The following is a 16,794-nucleotide window of genomic DNA, read 5'->3' as shown; positions in this document are numbered from 1 at the left end:
CGTTCGACATACTCCAGTGGAGGAAGCTAACGCTACAGGAGCGTCATTCCCCCATCGACGCGCAGGTTGACGCCCGTAATGAAGCTGCTCGCGTCCGACGCCAGAAACAGCGCAGCCTGTGCCAGCTCCTCCGGAAGGCCCATTCGGCCGAGGGGTATCGCGTCCGCCATTGCTTTTTCGAAGACGCCACGCTGCTCACCGGGTATCCCCAGCTTGGCGAGGATTTCCGTATCTACAGGCCCAGGGCTAAGCACGTTGACGCGGACGCGGCGAGATTTCAGCTCAATTGCCCAGCTTCGCGCGAAGGCAGTAAGGGCCGCCTTGGAACCGGCATAGACGGCATGCCCGTCGAGTACCTTTTCACTGGCAATCGACCCCGTGAGAATGATCGTGCCGCCATCCCGGATGATCGGGGCGAGCTTCTGGACGCCGAAGAACGTACCGCGCGTGTTGACGGCGAATTGTGCATCATACTCCGCTTCGGAAACTTCGGCCGAATGCGTGATGGTGTTGATCCCAGCGTTCGCCATGTAGATGTCGAGCCCCCCGAACCTGCGAAGGACTTCCTTTACGACGAGATCATGATGGGCGAGATCGGCGATGTCTCCCTGTATACCCAGAGCCCCTGACCCGATCTGCTCCACTGCCCGATCGATCGCCTGCTGACGACGGCCGGTGATGACGACCTGTGCGCCTTCAGTGGCGAATGTCTTCGCGGCGGACAGTCCGATTCCGCTGTTTCCGCCGGTGACCAAGGCGATCTTGCCCGTGAGAGTACCCATGTTGTTTTCATGCTCCTGTTTCGGAAAGGGGATGTCGGCTGAGGCCGTCACTTGCCGGCAGCCTTCACTATGGAGACGGCGGACGTGGTGGATTTACCTGGCGAAGTCCGGCGGTCATGGCTACGTCCCCCGCGAGCGGTTTGGTTGCCCGGAGCGGCTCGGCGGCCGAGCAACTGCTTTGCGAGAATGAGGCAGGGCGCTGCGATCGCGAACAGCAGGACAAGGGCGAAGAAAGCTTCGTCGTATGAGATCGTGGCGACCTGCTTATCGAGGGCGCGCTGCAGCACCGAGAGCGCGGCCTTCGTCGCCGCGGCGCTGTCGATGCCGTTCGAAGCGAGAACGTTCGCAGTGGCCCGCAAGCGCTGATCCACGGCCGGATCGCCACCGACGAGATGGCCAGACAGCATCGTCCGGTTATGGACATTCTGATGATCAATGTAGGTTTGCAGGAGAGCCGTGCCGACCAGACCGCCCGTCTGCTTGCCGAAGTTGAAAAGCCCGATGCCGAACGGCAGCGCGTCGGCGGCAAGTCCCTGCAGCGTGACCAGCGTCAAGGCAACGAACAGAAGACCCAGGCCGCCCCCGCGCAGAAGCAGAGGAAGCGTCAGGTCCGGTGATCCGCTGCCGCTCGTCGAACCGGACAGGAGCCACATCGCTCCGGCGAAGAGCAGAATGCCAAACGGAACGAGCGTGATCGGGCGAATCCCGGTCTTTTCGAGGACGAAGCCGGACAGCAGAAGCGCCAGCGCCAGCACGACTCCGCTGGGCAGCAGAAGCACTCCTGCGCCCGTCGCGGTAAAATCGAGGACATTGAGGGCGAAGGCCGGAATGAGATAGGCGCTGCCCGAAAGGGCAAAGCCCGCGACGAGGCTGACGAGAAGGCCAAAACAGAAGTCCGGGTTGCCAAGTGGCGAGATCGCCAGCAGTGAGCTTTCTGAACGGAACCAGCTTTCCCAGATAACCAGAAGACCGGCTGCCGCCATTCCGATCGTTGCAAGGACGGTGATGTCCGGGTCGTCGAGCCAGTTGAACCTGCTGCCCTGCAGCAGGACGTAGGTCAAAAGCGCGGCACCGATGCCGAGCAACGTCATCTCGAGGACAGGAAGCCTGATTCCCCGCCAGTAGGTCCGATCGCCGTCCGCCGCCACAAGGGCAAGGGAGGTGATGCCGAGCGGAATGTTGCTCAGAAATATCCAGTCCCAAGAGAGATGGTCGACCAGCCAGCCCTGCAGGGCCGGCGTGATGGCAGCCGGAGCCATGACAGCGCCTAGCGCAAAAACGGCTTGAACGACAGGCTGGTGGCGATGCGGGAAGCGGAAGAACAACAGCGTCTGACCGGCGACGAGGATTGTGCCGCCGGCCAGCCCCTGGATAACGCGGCAGATGCAAATCCAGGTGAGGTCCACCGAGAAAGTCATTGCCGCGGATGCCAGCAGAAGGGTGACAGCCCCTGCGCGCAGGCAGGCGGTCGGCCTGGCTGCCCTGACAAAAAGCGGAGCGACAAGGAAGGCAGTCAGCTTCGCCGCGATGAAGACAATGTCGACCATCGCCAGTTCGTCCGGCGTTGCATAGGTATCGCCGAGCATGTCGATCCGGCCGATGGACAGGGCAGTGCTTGCGACCGCGTCCATGAGGGCAGCCATTACGACGCCGGTAGCCATCAGCCAAGCGCGCAGCGGCGCGTCGAGATGGTGCTGCACGGCCCCCTTTTCAGCGAGGTATGTCACCGTACCGAGCGTCCATTCGCGGTTCCGCCAGTCTGCGCTTCCAGCGCCACGACCTCGGCGCCGACGGCAATGGCAACGCGGGCCGAAAGCCCTGGAACCAGGCGGCCGGGCAACGGATTGCGCGTCATCCTGATCTTGACCGGCACGCGCTGGACAACGCGGATGAAGTTTCCGGTGGCATTGTCCGGCGGCAGCAGGCTGAACGCCGCGCCGCTGCCGGGGGCGAAGCTGTCGACAATACCGTCGATTTTGAGGTCTGGATATTGATCGACCGTGACGCGGACCCGTTGGCCGACCGTCACCTGCCTCAGTTGCGTTTCCTTGAAGTTGGCGACGATCCAGACGCCGTTGACGGGAACAATGTCCAACGCTGCCGTCCCCGGAGTCATATAGCGCCCGACACGGACCTGGCGATTGCCGACGATCCCGTCGACCGGGGCCTTCACCACCGTATTGGCCAGGTCGAGCACAGCAAGGTCGAGCGCAGCCTGCGCCTGTGACAGCGCTGCTTGTGCGCCGGACAACTGTGCATCCAGGACGTCGAGCTTCAGTCTTTGAGCCAACAGATTGGCCTCTGCCCCGTCCAGGGATGCCCGCGCCTTGTCATGGGCGTTCTGCGTATCCTGCAGCTTCTGGTCGCTTGCGGTCCCGTTCTTCTGCAGCGCGACGTAGCGGTCCAGGTTGGCGCGCGCGAATTGCAAGTCGGCTGCGGCGGACTGCTTCTGCGCCTCGGCCTGCGCGATCAAAGCGTCCTGCAGTTTCCGGGTTGCCTCGATGTTGGCGATTTCCGCCTGCCGGGCGGCGACGTTGGCTTTCGCCTGCTCCACCTTGGCCTTGTAGTCGCTGTCGTCGATGCGAAACAGGACAGCGCCTTTCGAAACGCCGGCGTTGTCGTCTACGCCGACCTCGACGACATAGCCCGCGAGCTTGGGAGCGATGCTGGTAATGTCCCCGCGGAGATAGGCGTTGTCCGTCGTTTCCTCGAAACGCCCCCTCACGAACCATTGCCAGCCCCATGTAGCCGCCAACCCCATAACCACAAGGGCAACGATGCCAATCGCGATCTTGCGAGCTCGGCTCATGGTTGCCTCGACTTTAAGTCGACGCGCTCGCTATTGACGAGAATTCCCGCGATATGACCGCCGGGGCTGTGAGCGTTCGGAGGTTGATGCGGCGTCACCATGGTGTCTCCGTCGAACTGGGATCCGCCAGAAGCAGAACTGCCGAATGATGACGGTTGTTTGGATCTCGCCGCCATCACGCGGACTGGTATCCCAGCGCGCACTGATCGGTAGGTCGTGCCAAACCTTGGCATAGGTTGGTTAGTCAGAGGGAAAATGCCCATAGGGACTTCGATATGGTCACCGCCCAAATCTTAAAGAAAACCGTTTGGTTCAGCCCCGGCCAACAGATTCGATCGAAACCTGATGCACCTGAATGAGGCGGACGTCTTTAAGGACGAGCCGCGCTTCGGTCATCACCGAAATATCCGGAAAACTCGGCCACCGGGTGCACGTGGAATCGTTGTATGCCAAGACAGATGGCACCCCATGTTCTCAATCAACCGCGGGGCGCAATCCTTCGAAACAGAAGTCCCGCATCTGCGAACCTGAAGGCCATCTGCCGCGCCGAGCTTAATCCGAGTAAGAACGCCTCACCCTGAAATCGCCAAGTCTGCCACGCCCGGCACGTCGGTGGCGCCACATTTCACGCATGACTGCCACGATATTCAGGAGACAAAGTCTGAGAGCTTGGCCCGAGTACCCAGCGTCGAAATAATCTGTGTTAGCGATATCAACGCCGATCTTCGTGGACACAGCCTCAACTTCGTGACCCTCTCGTCGCAGCTTCTTGACCGTCCTCGACCTGATATGACGGGTGCCACCAATGACCACAATTTTCATATTGAGCTCCTCGTGACTTTTCGAGTTTGAGTCTTGTCGTACGTCTCGTGCGGCCCCTCGGATATTCATTTTAAGTGGGTCCGCTGCTGGAGAAGTCCGTAATGAAACCGTCCCAGCTCAACAATTCCGCTATGGCTTCCTCCACGGCCCGAACTTCAGTGTCGTCCGACGGCGTGCGTTGACAAGATTCCGGCGAGAGTAAGAGACGCGCCGAGCATCATGGTCCCGCGAGAATTTCGCATTGTCTTTTCCATGTGGGTGCCGTTGACGGCCACCGAAAATACGACGGCATGGCGGCCGAAAACTATTGAACCGAAGTATCTCCAAGGTGATGCGAAGGTGTAAGGCCCAAAACCGGTCATCTTGCGGAAAGATCGGCATCGGGCGCCTTCTCTGCCACAGGTTCATCATGTCGTCAGCTATTGGTGATATGCGGAAACCCGGCTAGCTCCAGCGTGTCGGCGCATTCGCGAGAGGCTCGTCACCGGCCGCAGAAGGTGCATCTTGTGCATCCATACGGCCAATACGGCGATCACAACGCAGCTGCTTCAATGCGGACCGGGACCATGGAGTGCGGTCACCTGGCCAACATTCCGGCCTGAGCAGCAATGGCGGAAGTCACGCCGAGCGCTGGATCAGCAGGAGGAACGCTGCGTTGACCAGACGATAACCCACTCAAAAGGATGGATTTATTGAAACCGCACGAGCATACTATGGGTCGGGCGCGCAGTGGTTGAAAATGAATGCGCCGCGCTATGTTATTTGCGGCTGCGCCCGTTCCTTTCGCTCTTGTTTGTGGCGTTGGCAATTCGGCCAGAAACGATTGCGAAAAAGGAGGCAGCTCTGATCCTAGGAGAAAGGGACATCTCTTGTGTCATTGATTTTGCGATTTTGAGACCGGCGGCGGGCCTATCATTTGTCCGCTCGCCGAACAGGGAGGAAGACAATGGACGGAGAATCGCGTTCCCAATCAAGACGAAGATTTCTGAAGACGAGTGGACTTGTCGCTGGGCTAACGGCGACGGCTGTTACCGTTCCCTGGGTTCGAAGGGCCGGGGCCGCTGACACAATCACCTGGAAAATCCAAACCTCGTGGCCGGCGGGTGTCGGACTTGAAACTTTCCAGAAATGGTGTGGGACCATCAAGGAAAAGACCGGCGGCCAACTCGAATTTCAGCCGTTCAAGGCAAAGGACATCGTTGGTGACTTCGAGCTCCTCGACGGGGTGAAGAACGGCGTCCTGGAAGCGATGAACTCGTTTTCACTTTACTGGGCCGGCAAGCTTCCCGCTGCAGCGTTCCTGTCCTCGTACACGATGGGGCTACGCTATCCGCACGAATGGGACATCTTCTTCTATTCGAAAGGTGGCCTGCAGGCTGCGCGCGACCTTTATGCCAAACAAGGTCTTTACTACGTCAACCGCATTCATCACGGCCCGAACATCATCCACTCCAAGACACCGATCCGCTCGATCGAGGATTTCAGGGATCTGAAGCTGCGCGTACCGGGCGGGATGATCGCCGAGACATTCGCGAAAGCCGGCGCCAAGACCACGCTGCTGCCGGGCGGCGAGGTGTTCTCCGCGCTGGAAAAAGGCACGATCGATGCGGCCGACTACACGGGCCCGGCGGTAAACTGGGCGCTCGGCTTCCAGCAAGTGACCAAATACATTTCCATGGGGCCGCCTGGGCTGATGTCGGTGTATCAGCCCGTCGACCTGATGGATTTCGCCGTCAACATGACTGTCTGGAACCAACTCCCGGACAATCTCAAGAAGTTCGTGGAAGACGAGATCCAGGTCTATTCGAACACCCATTTCGGCGCCATCCAGAAGGCCGACATGGAGGCTTGGCACAAATTCACCGACGCGGGCATCGAAATCAACCGGCTTGGCGCGGAAGATCTCCAAAAGTTCCAGGAAATCGCGGTGCCGATCTGGTTCGAGTGGGCCAACAAGGACAAGGACGCGGCGCGCATCTTCAAGCTGCAGCTTGAGGTGATGGAGAACCCGACCGTCGGCTACGTCACGCCCGACATGTATCAGGGATTGTCGATCAACCTCTGAGGCTCTCCGCGCCCGTCCTGTCCGGGCGGGCGCCCTCTCCTTCAAGAGGCAGTCGCCGATGCCCTCACTTACATTTGTGCTGCCGCACTGGCTCTACTGGTCGAGCCTTGTGCTTTTTCCGCTTGCCGCGGTCTTTTTTGTCTATCGCGAGCGGGCTCGACGCGATGCCGGCCGAGCCAACCTGTTCCTCGCCTATTTCTTCCTGGTCACTGCCGGTTTTCTCGGCATGCACCGTTTCTACCTGAAGAGCCGCTGGGGTTTCTTGTTCATCCCGTTCTTCGTCGCTGTGCTCTGGACCAGTGCCCAGGTGCGGGATGGACGCGAAGCGTTGTCTCTGGCTCGTTCCCAAGCCGAGCATGCCGAAAGGGTCCTGACGCGAACCAGGGCGGATGTCACATCCGGCAAGAGCGGTGCCGCCAATCGCCTTGCGAAGGCCGAGGCGGATGCGGTGACGGCTCACGGCAATGACACTGCTGCCATTGCTGGACTCGCCCGCTCGAACACCCTTGCCCGAATTGCCGGAATTCTCCTCGGCCTCGTTCTCGCGGGCGACGTCTTTCTGATGCCGCGCCTGGTTCGCCGCGCTCGCGAACGTGAGGTCCAACCGGCCCCAACCGACACCCATCCGCTGGTGACCGACGTACCCGCCACGCCGGTCAAAGCCCCGCTCGCTGTCTTCCGGCCCGTTGATCGGCTGGTAAGAGTGACGGGCGAGTTGGTCGCCTACTGGTCAGTCCTCGCGGTCATCGCCTATTATTACGAGGTCGTGGCCCGTTACGTCTTCAACTCGCCGACGAACTGGGTGCATGAGAGCATGTTTCTCATGTTCGGCATGCAGTACATGCTGGCAGGAGCCTATGCCTATCGCGACGAGACCCATGTCAGGGTAGACATCGTCTACAGCCACCTCTCCGAACGCGGTCGGGCTATCTGCGACATCATCACATCGGCCTTCTTCTTCCTGTTCACCGGTACCATGCTGGTCACAGGATGGCGATTTGCGAGCGATGCCATGGCGGTTGGCGAACGCTCGTTCACCGAATGGGGCATTCAATACTGGCCGGTAAAGCTCGCGATCCCCGTCGGGGCAGCGCTGCTGCTGCTTCAGGGCTTGTCCCGGCTGATGCGGGACATAGCTACTGCAACCGGAAGGATCGGCTGAGCGATGGGTCTCGAGCTTCCGATCCTGTGGCTCAGCATATTGATGTTCGGGGGGCTGGGCGTCCTTTTGCTGCTCGGATTGCCGATGGCGTTCTGCACCGGCAGCCTTGCAGTGCTTTTCCTCTTCCTGTTCGGCAATTCGGCCATGCTGAACATGCTGCCGTCTCGGGTCTTCCCGTTCATGACGGATTACCAGCTCTCGGCGGTGCCGCTTTTCATCTTCATGGCCGCAATTCTGGAGAAGGCGGGCATCATCGAGGAATTGTTCGATGTCGTTTACAAATGGCTGGGCGGACTGAAAGGCGGGCTCGCTTCGGCCACGGTGATCTCCTGCACGCTGCTGGCCGCGATGGTCGGCGTGGTCGGGGCGACGGAAGTCACGATGGGGATGATCGCGCTGCCCGCCATGCTGCGCCGCAATTATGACGCCAAGCTCGCCTGCGGCTCGCTTCTTGCAGGCGGGACCCTTGGCATTCTCATACCCCCTTCCGTCATGGCGATCGTCTATGCCGTCGTGGCGCAGCAGTCGCTGGGCGAGCTTTTGATCGGGTCGGTGTTTCCCGGGCTGCTGCTGTCCGGGATGTACGTCGCTTACGTGACGGCGCGCTGTTACATCAACCCCAAGCTCGGCCCGGCGTTGCCGCCGAACGAGCGCATCGCTTTCGCCCAAAAACTCAAGCTTTTGCGTCGCACGTTCATGCCGATACTGCTGATCCTGCTTGTGCTCGGGGTCATCTTCATGGGTATCGCCACGCCGGTCGAAGCCGCTGGCATCGGTACGTTCGGTGCTTTCATCGTCTGCGCCGCACATCGGCGCCTGACCTGGGACACGATCCGGGAAGCCAGCGTCGCGACGCTCAAGGCCACGGCGATGGTCATGTGGATATTCTTCGGCGCCACCATGTTCGTCGGCTTCTTCATCCTTAAGGGCGGGCAGAACTTCGTCGCCGAAACCATACTTGGAACTGGCTTGGCGCCTTACGGCGTTCTTGTCCTGATGATGATTATCCTGTTCGTCCTGGGCATGTTTCTGGACTGGGTGGGCATTCTCCTTCTCACCGTACCGATATTCCTGCCCATCCTTAAGTCACTCGAATTCGGCGGCACGTTCGGGTTGGCCGGTGTGGCTCCTGAAGACGTGCCGCTGTGGTATGGCGTCATTTTCATGGTCAACATGCAGATGGCGTTCCTGAGCCCACCGTTCGGCTATTCGCTGTTCTATCTGAAGAGTGTTGCGCCGCCGGAGATATCAATGGCGACGATCTTCCGATCCGCGGTCCCCTTCTTGTGCCTGCAGGCGATAGGAGTGGGACTGTGCATCGTCTTCCCCTCGATCGTCCTGTGGCTGCCAAAGGTCATGTACGGAGGCAACTGACCGCATTTGCGGCTTTCGTCATCCGACGCCGCGGATCAATCGAATTTGACAGCTTTTCTGTTGAACGGCGTCACCTTGTTTGCCTTCCTTTGCGCGCGTGATGAGATCGCTTCTTGAAACAATCCTGGCTGCGAATGCGGGTGTATTGCTCTCGACCCGTCTCGGTTATCTCGCCTACGCCGTGCCGGGCGACGCGGTGCTTATCCGGACTGGCTTGCCAGTCCACTCCATTTCGAGGCGGTTGACCACGGGGGTCCGTGACCTAGCTTAAAGCTCACGATGGACCGTCCAGACTCCGAAATGGCGGAATGGCACGCACCGTGGGGAACTCTCGGGACGTTGAGAACGGAGAGATGCGAATGAGGCTTTTCGGAGCCCTGCGCGCCGTTCGCGGAGGACAGCCGGCGACTGGCGCTCCGCCATGCAACAACAAATTCGCGCGGCACTGGAGGGACCCCGAAGCAGTGACCGCTTCGAGAGCAGTCGGAGGCTTTAGACCGCACCAAGGCGAGAGGCCGAACACCGCGTCACGAGCTTAAAAAACACACCCAAGACGGAACAGGCACGGCGATGCCAGATCATCTTGCCGGAATTTACGCAAACGACGCAGATTTCGTCGTCCTAGGCGGGGTAGTGATACTTTTGGGCGTCTATCTTGTGCTCCGGCGTATCCTTGCCGCGCTGCAACGGCGCCGCCCGAAACCACCTGCCTATCTGGGCGAATACGGGTCTTCTCCCCTCGATTTGCCTTCTTGGGTATGGGAGCGCCCGGCCGACCTTGCAACCGAGCCTTCTCGGTCTGCCGTGCCTTCAGACCCCGATGTTCGGCCCCAGGATGTCGGCCGTCAGCTTGGGGTGCGAATTGAGTATTTCGACGCGAACCCTGAAGCCTGCGAGAGTTCGCCAGGGGCCCCGCCCAATGCTTTCGCTGCCGAGACGACCCCCGCGACGGACCCACCTCCTGCCGCTAGCAGGCCGATCGGTCTCGTGTCCCGCCTGGGCGTCGCCACAATCTGCCTGGCCGTGCCGCTTGGTTATGCGATGACGAGACAGAGCTGGATCGAAAGCGCCCCCGCCATTTCGCAGGCCCAAGGCCACTCCGAGCTTTCGGGCCCGCCAGAGCTTCCGGCGAGTGCCGCATTGGATATCCGTGGACCGGCCCGGACAGACGAGCGCACGAATGCCGGATTGCTCAGCCCGGATGTCACCGCCGCCAAGGCGCAAGCCGAGGCGGCCCGCGCTCAGGCAGCCGCGGCGAGGGAATTGGCGGGCCAGGAACACCGAGCTGTGGAAGCCGAGCGCGCCAGGAGCGCGGCCCTGCAGAGTGCGCTCTTCGAGTCGCGCAAGCAGATCGACTCGCTAAGGGCAAGCATGACGGAAGCCGACAAGACGAGCGAGGAGCGATTGCGCAACGAACTCGCGGCAGCCCGCGCGCTCGACGCATTGCGGCGCTTTGCGGGAGACGCACGCACACTGCTGGTCAGGGCCATCGACAATGTCGTTACGGCGATGCCCGCTGCTCATCTGCAGCGACAGCGAACCGAACGAATGGCGCGCGATCTGTCGCAAGCGCGGGCGCAAATTGAACAGCTTGAGGCCAAGACCGCCGAGGATCGCGCCAAGGCCGAGGCTTCGCTGGCGCAAGCGAGCGGAGTGCTTAACGACGAGCGCCGGAAGTCGGCGGGCCTTCGCGGCGACGTTGCCGAAATGGCACGGTCCAATACCGCGCTCGTGAAGCGCGCGGATGCAGGCGAGCGCGAACGGACCGGTGCAGCCGCGGCGACAGAACGGGTGGAGCGGACCGCAGCCGAGACGGCGCAAGCTCTGGCAAAAGAACGCGCCGCAGCAGCGTCGGTTCGTGAGGAACTGACAAAAGCTCGCCTCGGGCGCGATATGGCCGAACAGGAACGAACCACGGCAGTCTCAGCCAGAGAGCGTGCCGAGCAGACTGCAACCGAGGCGACGCAGGCTTTGGCACGAGAACGCGCTTCAGCAGTCTCGACCAATGAGGATCTCAATAGAGTCCGTCTCGAGCGCGACGCCGCCCGAGCACTTCTGGTACCAGTCGCCAGGTTGAACGACGCTCTGGACGAGCAACGTGAGGCCACTGTTTCGCTGGCCCGCGACCTGGCCGCCGCGCGCGCGGACAATGACAGGCTCAGGGCTGAGCGTCGCAGCGCGCAGACCGAGGCGCCGCTGAAGCCGCGTTCTGGCCGCACATCAGCCGGCACAGGCCAGGTTAACGCTGTCAGCCAGAAGGCTGCGCGCAGCAAGGTCCGCACCACGTCGCGGGTGACCCGCATACGCTCTGTCACGCTTCCCTATTCGCTCTGGCCAAGACACTTGGTGTTGGAGTGAGCCCCAAGTTGGAGTGAGCCCCAAGACGACTGGGCGGTCCATGTTTGAAGGCTTGAGACTATAGCCCGGCAGGACGCAACGACGTAGCCACTAGGGGGAGAAGCTGGAGACCGGTAAGAATTACCCGTTCGAATTCATCCTGTTGTCGTCGGCGAGGCGTTCCGCGCCATGCGCTATGACAGCCCGATCACGCTGCCTTTCGCGTTCAACTCGCACTCGACCGGCGCCTGACGCGTCTCCACGCTGCCTTGATGTACATAGTCGATGCTGACTTGAACGGGGGCCGAGATCGTGTTTGAGCTCAATCGATGTACGGAACCTGCGCTACCGACGCGCACACTAACCGCGCCGAAGGGGGCAGCGGCCGATTTGATTGCATCATAACAGGCGCGAACGACATTATCCGGGACGCCCGGCACTTCGATTGGATTGATCGTTGATGGAATGGTGCTATCGCCGGGAGGCTGCAGGGTGAGTGGAAGGTCGAGCGACCGTCCGCCGTCTGCGGAGGGGACGACACTGGCGGCTGTGGCGGCCCTCGTCGACTCCGTTGTAAAGGTGCTGGTCCCGTCGTCCGGCGGTGGATCACCGCTGGAGCCGTCAGGATCGTCTCCAGGTCCTTTGTGCGCGCCGCTGTTGTGGCCTTGGTCGTGCTGGCTGCCAGCGCCATGGCTTCCATCATTGCCATGATGGCCGCCGGCGCCACGCCCGCCGCCGCGCTCGCCGCCGGCTGCGGCTCCGACGCAAGCTACCGCGATCGCGCAAGCGAATGCGAAACATGCCAAGCTGGATCCAGGGGATTGACGCACGGCGACCTCCAAAGGTGCGTCGGCCAGCCGTCTTTCCGCGGCATATAGACAAACCGGCACCAACCGCTGCCGCCCCCAGGCAAAATTCGCGACTACGGCCCTTCCTAAATAGCTAGCGGATGAATCGGGTGTATCAAGGACGCGGGTAGCTGCTGCAGCGCCATGAGCCGGGGCGTGCTCCTGAACGGGGCCTTGATCCGGCGCACAGGCGTCAGCATTGGCAGCATGATATCGAGACGCCCCATTGCGAGTTCCGCAGCCGTCGCCCGCCTTTGAAAAAATGCGGGCCGGCGGTGCCGCGCCGGTCCCGCACCCGGCGCATCGGTCTGGAGGGGCCAATACGCGGCAATGGGCTGTTGTCCTCAGGCAACCTTGCGGTCGGGCTGACGCGCGAAGATCTCCTGGACCTTCGCGGCTATCGCCTTGCCGAGATCGCAGTTGTTCTCGGCGGTAAAGTGGATGCCGTCGCAGCCGTCGGTGGTGATGAAGTCCCCGGCGTTGAGGAAATCGACCTTCGCGAAGTCGGCCATGGCGCGATACTCGGCCGCGAGCGCGGCCGTCTTTTCATGGCCGCCGGCGAACATGCCCTGGAAGAAGGGATGCGGCATCGGGGTCAGCGGCGGCGGCGCGACCACCAGCGCTTGCGGGGCGGGATAGGGCGTGCCGACACCGCCGGCGCTGGTCAGGATCTGGCCGACGAGCTTGGCCATGCCATTGGCGATCTCATAAGGCGTGCGGCGGAAGAACGACTTGGTGTCGTTGGTGCCGAGCATGACGATGACGAGGTCGAGCGGCAGGTGGCTGGCGATGGCCGACGGCAGATAGGCGCTGCCGTTGAGGCGCGGATCGTTGGGATCGTCGAGGCTGGTGGTGCGCGCGCTCAAGCCCTCCTCGATCACGTGATAGCCGTCGCCCAGATGCGAGGCCATCGCGCCAGTCCAGCGGTCCTGATAGGGATAGCGGTGGGTCGGCGAACCCTCCATGACGGGAATCCAGCCCCAGGTCAGCGAGTCCCCAAAACACAAAATCGATCTCTTGGTCATGTCTCCAATCCATTTTCCCATATGCGATTGATCATTGGCCGTTCCGGCCTCGTCCCCTAAAAAATGCCGTCACGTCGACCTGCTCCTGATCCCGTAGAGGATCGCCGCGAGCAGGATGATGAGGCCCTGCGCGATCAGCTTGCCGGGCTCGTCGACGCCGAAGGTGGTCATCACGACGAACAGCAGCGCAAACGACAGCACGCCGAAGAAGGGACCCCAGACGCCGCCTTCCCCGCGGCCGAAGACGACGCCGCCAAGGATGGTGGCGGCGACCGCCAGGATCGGCAGGTCGAGACCGACCCTGACGCTGCCGACGGCGATCGAGGCCGTCTGGACCAGGGCGGCAATGCCGGCGAACAGGCCGGCGAGCGTATGCGCGAGCACCACCGTGCGGGCGACCGGAACGCCGGAGAAATGCGCCGCCTGAACGCTTTCGCCGACCGAGGTCACGTAGCGGCCGAAGACCGTGCGCGACAGGAAAAGCGACAGCGCGGCCGAAACCACCACCCAGAAGATCACAGGCGTCGGCAGCGAGCCGAGCTTTGTATTGTAGATGTCGCCGAACATGCCGGGCACGTCGCCCGGCGGCTTGCCGCTGGACAGGTACTGCACAATCCCGACGAGGACGATGCCGACCGCCAGCGTGACGATGACAGCGGAGGCGCGCCTGACCCCGACCATCAGGCCGTTGAAGAGGCCGACGGCAAGGCCGATGGCCAGCGCCAGGGCGACGAAGAACGTCATCGAGGCGCCGGGAAAGACGCCGGACGAGATCGTGTAGTTGATGAGCAGGATGACCCCGCCGCCCGACAGGTCGATGCTTCGCACCCGCATTACCAGAAGCTGGCCGAGCACCAATATGCCGAGCGGCACCATCTGGCGCACGAATATGCCCATGACGTTGAGATTGAGCATGTTCGGCCGCGCGATCCACAGAACCAGAAGCAGCACGGCAAAGACATAGTATGCCGGGGGGATGCGCAGCAGGCGGCGCATGACGGGATTGGCGAGCGCGGCAGCCACCTACAGCCCCATCTTCTTGCGCGATTGCAGGGCGACCACCAGAAGCAGGATCGCGCCTTTGATGGTGGTCTGGATGAAGGGCGACACGTTCGTCAGGTTCATGCCGTTGGCGAGCAGCGCCATGACGAGCGCGCCGATCACCGTGCCGTGCAGGCTGCCGATGCCGCCGGAAAGCTGGGTGCCGCCGATGGCGACGGCCGTGATCGCGTCGAGCTCGAAGAGCAGCCCGACATTAGGGTCGCCCGAGACGATGCGCCCGGCGAGGAAGACGCCGGCAAGGGCCGAAGCAGGCGCAGATCACATAGGCCAGCACGATGTTGCGTCTGTCGGCAATGCCGAAATTGTGCGCCGCATCCTCCACGCCGGACGACACGCCGCCGCCGATCGCGAAAAGGTGCAGTCCGAAACGCGAGCCGTAGAGCAGCTTCCAGGCGACCAGGAGGGTGAATATCCCCCAGAATATCGGCAAGGGCACCCCGAGGAAGGAGCCGGCCACGGCGCTGATGACGATATCCGGCACCGTGCCGCCCGAGACCGGCCGCAGCACCCGCGTGATGCCGAGCAAAATGTACTGCATCGACAGCGTCGCGATGATCGGATGCACGTTGAAGCGCGTGATGATGAAGCCGTTGGCGCAGCCGACCAGCGCGGCCAGCACGAACACGGCCGGGATCAGCACCCAACCGGGTCCGCCAAGCGCAAGCACTGCCGTCGTGAAGCTGATCATCGATCCGACCGAAAGGTCGAGCCCGCCTAGCAGGATGACGAACATCTGGCCGACCGCCGTGATGACGAGCGGCATCGCCTGCGGCACCAGATTGAGCAGATTCTCCCCGTTGAGGAACTGCGCGGTCTCGAGGCTCAGCCAGAGCGCGATCGCCAGCGCGATCAGCAAGGGCAGCACCCACATGCCCTGCCGCGATCCCCTCGCGCCCGTCAGGCGTCTGCTGATGGCTGTCATCGGCGCTCACCTCTCGCCCCACTGGCCTCCCCATTGGCGCTGAGCGCCGCGTCGAGGATGTTGTGCTCCGTGGCGTCGGCCGCCGGCATTTCCGTCACGATGGTGTCGTTGTGGACGACGCAGACGCGGTCGCAGAGCCCGATCAGCTCGACGGTCTCGCGCGACAGCACCAGCACCGCGCCGCCCTTCTGCGCAAAGTCGCGCAGCAGCCGGTAGATCTCGGACTTCGCGCCGATGTCGACGCCGCGCGTCGGCTCCTCGACGAGCAGGATGTCGATATCGGCGCAGAGGTAGCGGCCGAGCAGCACCTTCTGCTGGTTGCCGCCGGACAGCGTGCCGACGGCGGCGGCCGGACCGCTGGCCTTCACCGCAAGGCTCGACATCGTGTCGGCGATCAGTCGCTGATAGCCTGCGGCAAAAGCCAATTCCGGCCGTTTCGAATGGAGCGCGGCGGCAATGTTGTGCGCCACGAAGAGGCCGAGGAACAGCCCGTCCTCCTTGCGATCCTCGGGCACGAAGCCGACGCCCATCGCCTGCAGCCGGCGCACCCCGCGGCCAGGCGATACAGGCAGCGGCAGCAGCTTGTCCTTGATCCTCACACGGCCGGCGAAAGGATGGTATTGACCGACCAGCGAGCGCAGCAGGCGCTGCTGGCCCTGCCCTTCCAGGCCGGCCAGCGCGACGATCTCGCCGCGGCTGAGCGACAGCGAGAACGGTCTGGAGCGGTCGGTGATGCGGAAATCCTCGACCGCAAGCACGATGGATCCCGGGGAATCACCGCGTTGCGGAAAGAGGTCGGCGAGCTCGCGGCCGACCATCATCGCGATCAGCGACGCCGGCGTCATCTCGGCGAGCGGCCTCGTGCCGACGAGTTCGCCATCCTTGAGGACAGTGACGGTGTCACAGATGGCGAAGATCTCGTCCATGCGGTGCGAAATGTAGACGACCGCCTTGCCCTCATCCTTCAGCCTGCGGATGTGGCGGTTCAACACTTCGACATCGGCGGCATTCAGCGCCGCTGTCGGCTCGTCGAGGATGAACACGCTGGCCTCGGTCATGATGCCGTGCGCGATCTCGACGAATTGCCGCTCCGCAATGCTCAGCCTTGAGACGAGCGTGCCTGGATCGAGGGTGAGGCCAAGCTCGGCAAGCGCCTTGCCCGCCTCGCGCCGCATGCGCCGGTGGTCGACGCCGCCAAAGGCCGTGACCGGCTCGCGGCCGAGAAACATGTTCTCGGCGATCGTCAGGTTGGGCAGCAGCGACAATTCCTGGAAGACGGTCGAGATGCCGGCCTCCAGCGCATCCTTCGGTTTGTGGAAGACGACCTGGCGCCCCTCGCGAAGGATGGCTCCGCTGTCCGGCTGGTGGACGCCGGCAAGGATCTTCATCAGCGTCGATTTGCCGGCTCCGTTCTCGCCCATCAGCGCATGCACGGAGCCGGACTGTAGCGCGATCGAGACGCCCTTCAGCGCCGCCGTACCGGCGAACGCCTTCCGGATTTCGGACATTTCGACAAGGGTTTTCGCGACAGGGGTTTTCACGACCAAAGCACCGCTGCGTCCAGGAGAATTTTCCGTGGCGCGGGC

At 62.4% G+C, this 16,794-nt stretch carries 12 protein-coding genes; 4 read left to right on the top strand and 8 right to left on the bottom strand.

Translation table 11 applies throughout. The features are described from left to right. Positions 1-32: 32 nt before the first annotated feature. Genes RFM40_RS04945 through RFM40_RS04935 form a run of 3 tightly spaced genes read right to left on the bottom strand, consistent with a single transcriptional unit; the run spans position 33 to position 3,591 of the window. Complete coding sequence (locus RFM40_RS04945; protein WP_320224719.1) at positions 33-782, bottom strand: SDR family NAD(P)-dependent oxidoreductase; 750 nt, start codon at positions 780-782, stop codon at positions 33-35. Positions 783-829: 47 nt separating this feature from the next. Then, complete coding sequence (locus tag RFM40_RS04940; RefSeq protein WP_320277225.1) at positions 830-2,482, bottom strand: MFS transporter; 1,653 nt, start codon at positions 2,480-2,482, stop codon at positions 830-832. 23 nt (positions 2,483-2,505) lie between these two features. Then, positions 2,506-3,591 carry an HlyD family secretion protein gene (locus RFM40_RS04935; protein WP_320277224.1) on the bottom strand — a complete coding sequence of 362 codons (1,086 nt, stop codon included), beginning with the start codon at positions 3,589-3,591 and terminating at the stop codon, positions 2,506-2,508. A gap of 1,768 nt (positions 3,592-5,359) precedes the next feature. Here RFM40_RS04935 and dctP point away from each other — a divergent pair. The 4 genes from dctP to RFM40_RS04910 all read left to right on the top strand — a co-directional run bounded on the left by dctP (position 5,360) and on the right by RFM40_RS04910 (position 11,372). Continuing rightward, positions 5,360-6,478, top strand: coding sequence for a TRAP transporter substrate-binding protein DctP (gene dctP / locus RFM40_RS04925; RefSeq protein WP_320224595.1), 1,119 nt, complete (start codon positions 5,360-5,362; stop codon positions 6,476-6,478). A 109-nt stretch (positions 6,479-6,587) separates the two neighbouring features. Beyond that, a complete protein-coding gene (locus tag RFM40_RS04920) occupies positions 6,588-7,640 on the top strand; it encodes a TRAP transporter small permease subunit (RefSeq protein WP_320277223.1) in 1,053 nt (350 codons plus the stop codon). Between the two features lie 3 nt (positions 7,641-7,643). Next, a complete protein-coding gene (locus RFM40_RS04915; protein WP_320272616.1) occupies positions 7,644-9,014 on the top strand; it encodes a TRAP transporter large permease in 1,371 nt (456 codons plus the stop codon). Positions 9,015-10,001: 987 nt separating this feature from the next. Next, positions 10,002-11,372 carry a coiled-coil domain-containing protein gene (locus RFM40_RS04910; RefSeq protein WP_320277222.1) on the top strand — a complete coding sequence of 457 codons (1,371 nt, stop codon included), beginning with the start codon at positions 10,002-10,004 and terminating at the stop codon, positions 11,370-11,372. A 1,171-nt stretch (positions 11,373-12,543) separates the two neighbouring features. On the opposite strand, the gene RFM40_RS04905 is transcribed toward RFM40_RS04910, so the two are convergent. From RFM40_RS04905 to RFM40_RS04885, 5 genes are all read right to left on the bottom strand, one after another. Then, the gene (locus tag RFM40_RS04905; RefSeq protein WP_320224598.1) at positions 12,544-13,224 is read right to left on the bottom strand and encodes an SGNH/GDSL hydrolase family protein; all 681 of its coding nucleotides are present in this window, start codon (positions 13,222-13,224) and stop codon (positions 12,544-12,546) included. A 69-nt stretch (positions 13,225-13,293) separates the two neighbouring features. Next, positions 13,294-14,220: an ABC transporter permease gene (locus RFM40_RS04900; RefSeq protein ID WP_320224721.1), complete on the bottom strand. Its 927-nt coding sequence runs from the start codon at positions 14,218-14,220 to the stop codon at positions 13,294-13,296. A gap of 27 nt (positions 14,221-14,247) precedes the next feature. Beyond that, entirely contained in the window at positions 14,248-14,472 is a 225-nt protein-coding gene (locus tag RFM40_RS04895; RefSeq protein ID WP_320277256.1) for a hypothetical protein, read from the bottom strand. A gap of 7 nt (positions 14,473-14,479) precedes the next feature. Further along, on the bottom strand, positions 14,480-15,208 hold the full coding sequence (locus tag RFM40_RS04890) for an ABC transporter permease (RefSeq protein ID WP_320277221.1): 729 nt from the start codon (positions 15,206-15,208) through the stop codon (positions 14,480-14,482). Beyond that, a complete protein-coding gene (locus RFM40_RS04885) occupies positions 15,205-16,716 on the bottom strand; it encodes a sugar ABC transporter ATP-binding protein (RefSeq protein WP_320277220.1) in 1,512 nt (503 codons plus the stop codon). The genes RFM40_RS04890 and RFM40_RS04885 overlap by 4 nt, the downstream gene beginning before the upstream one ends. Positions 16,717-16,794: the final 78 nt, after the last annotated feature.

Source organism: Mesorhizobium captivum, from assembly GCF_033977165.1.
Lineage (GTDB): Bacteria > Pseudomonadota > Alphaproteobacteria > Rhizobiales > Rhizobiaceae > Mesorhizobium > Mesorhizobium captivum.
The sequence above is the reverse complement of the archived record's forward strand: the minus strand, read 5'-3'. Positions and strand labels throughout refer to the sequence as shown.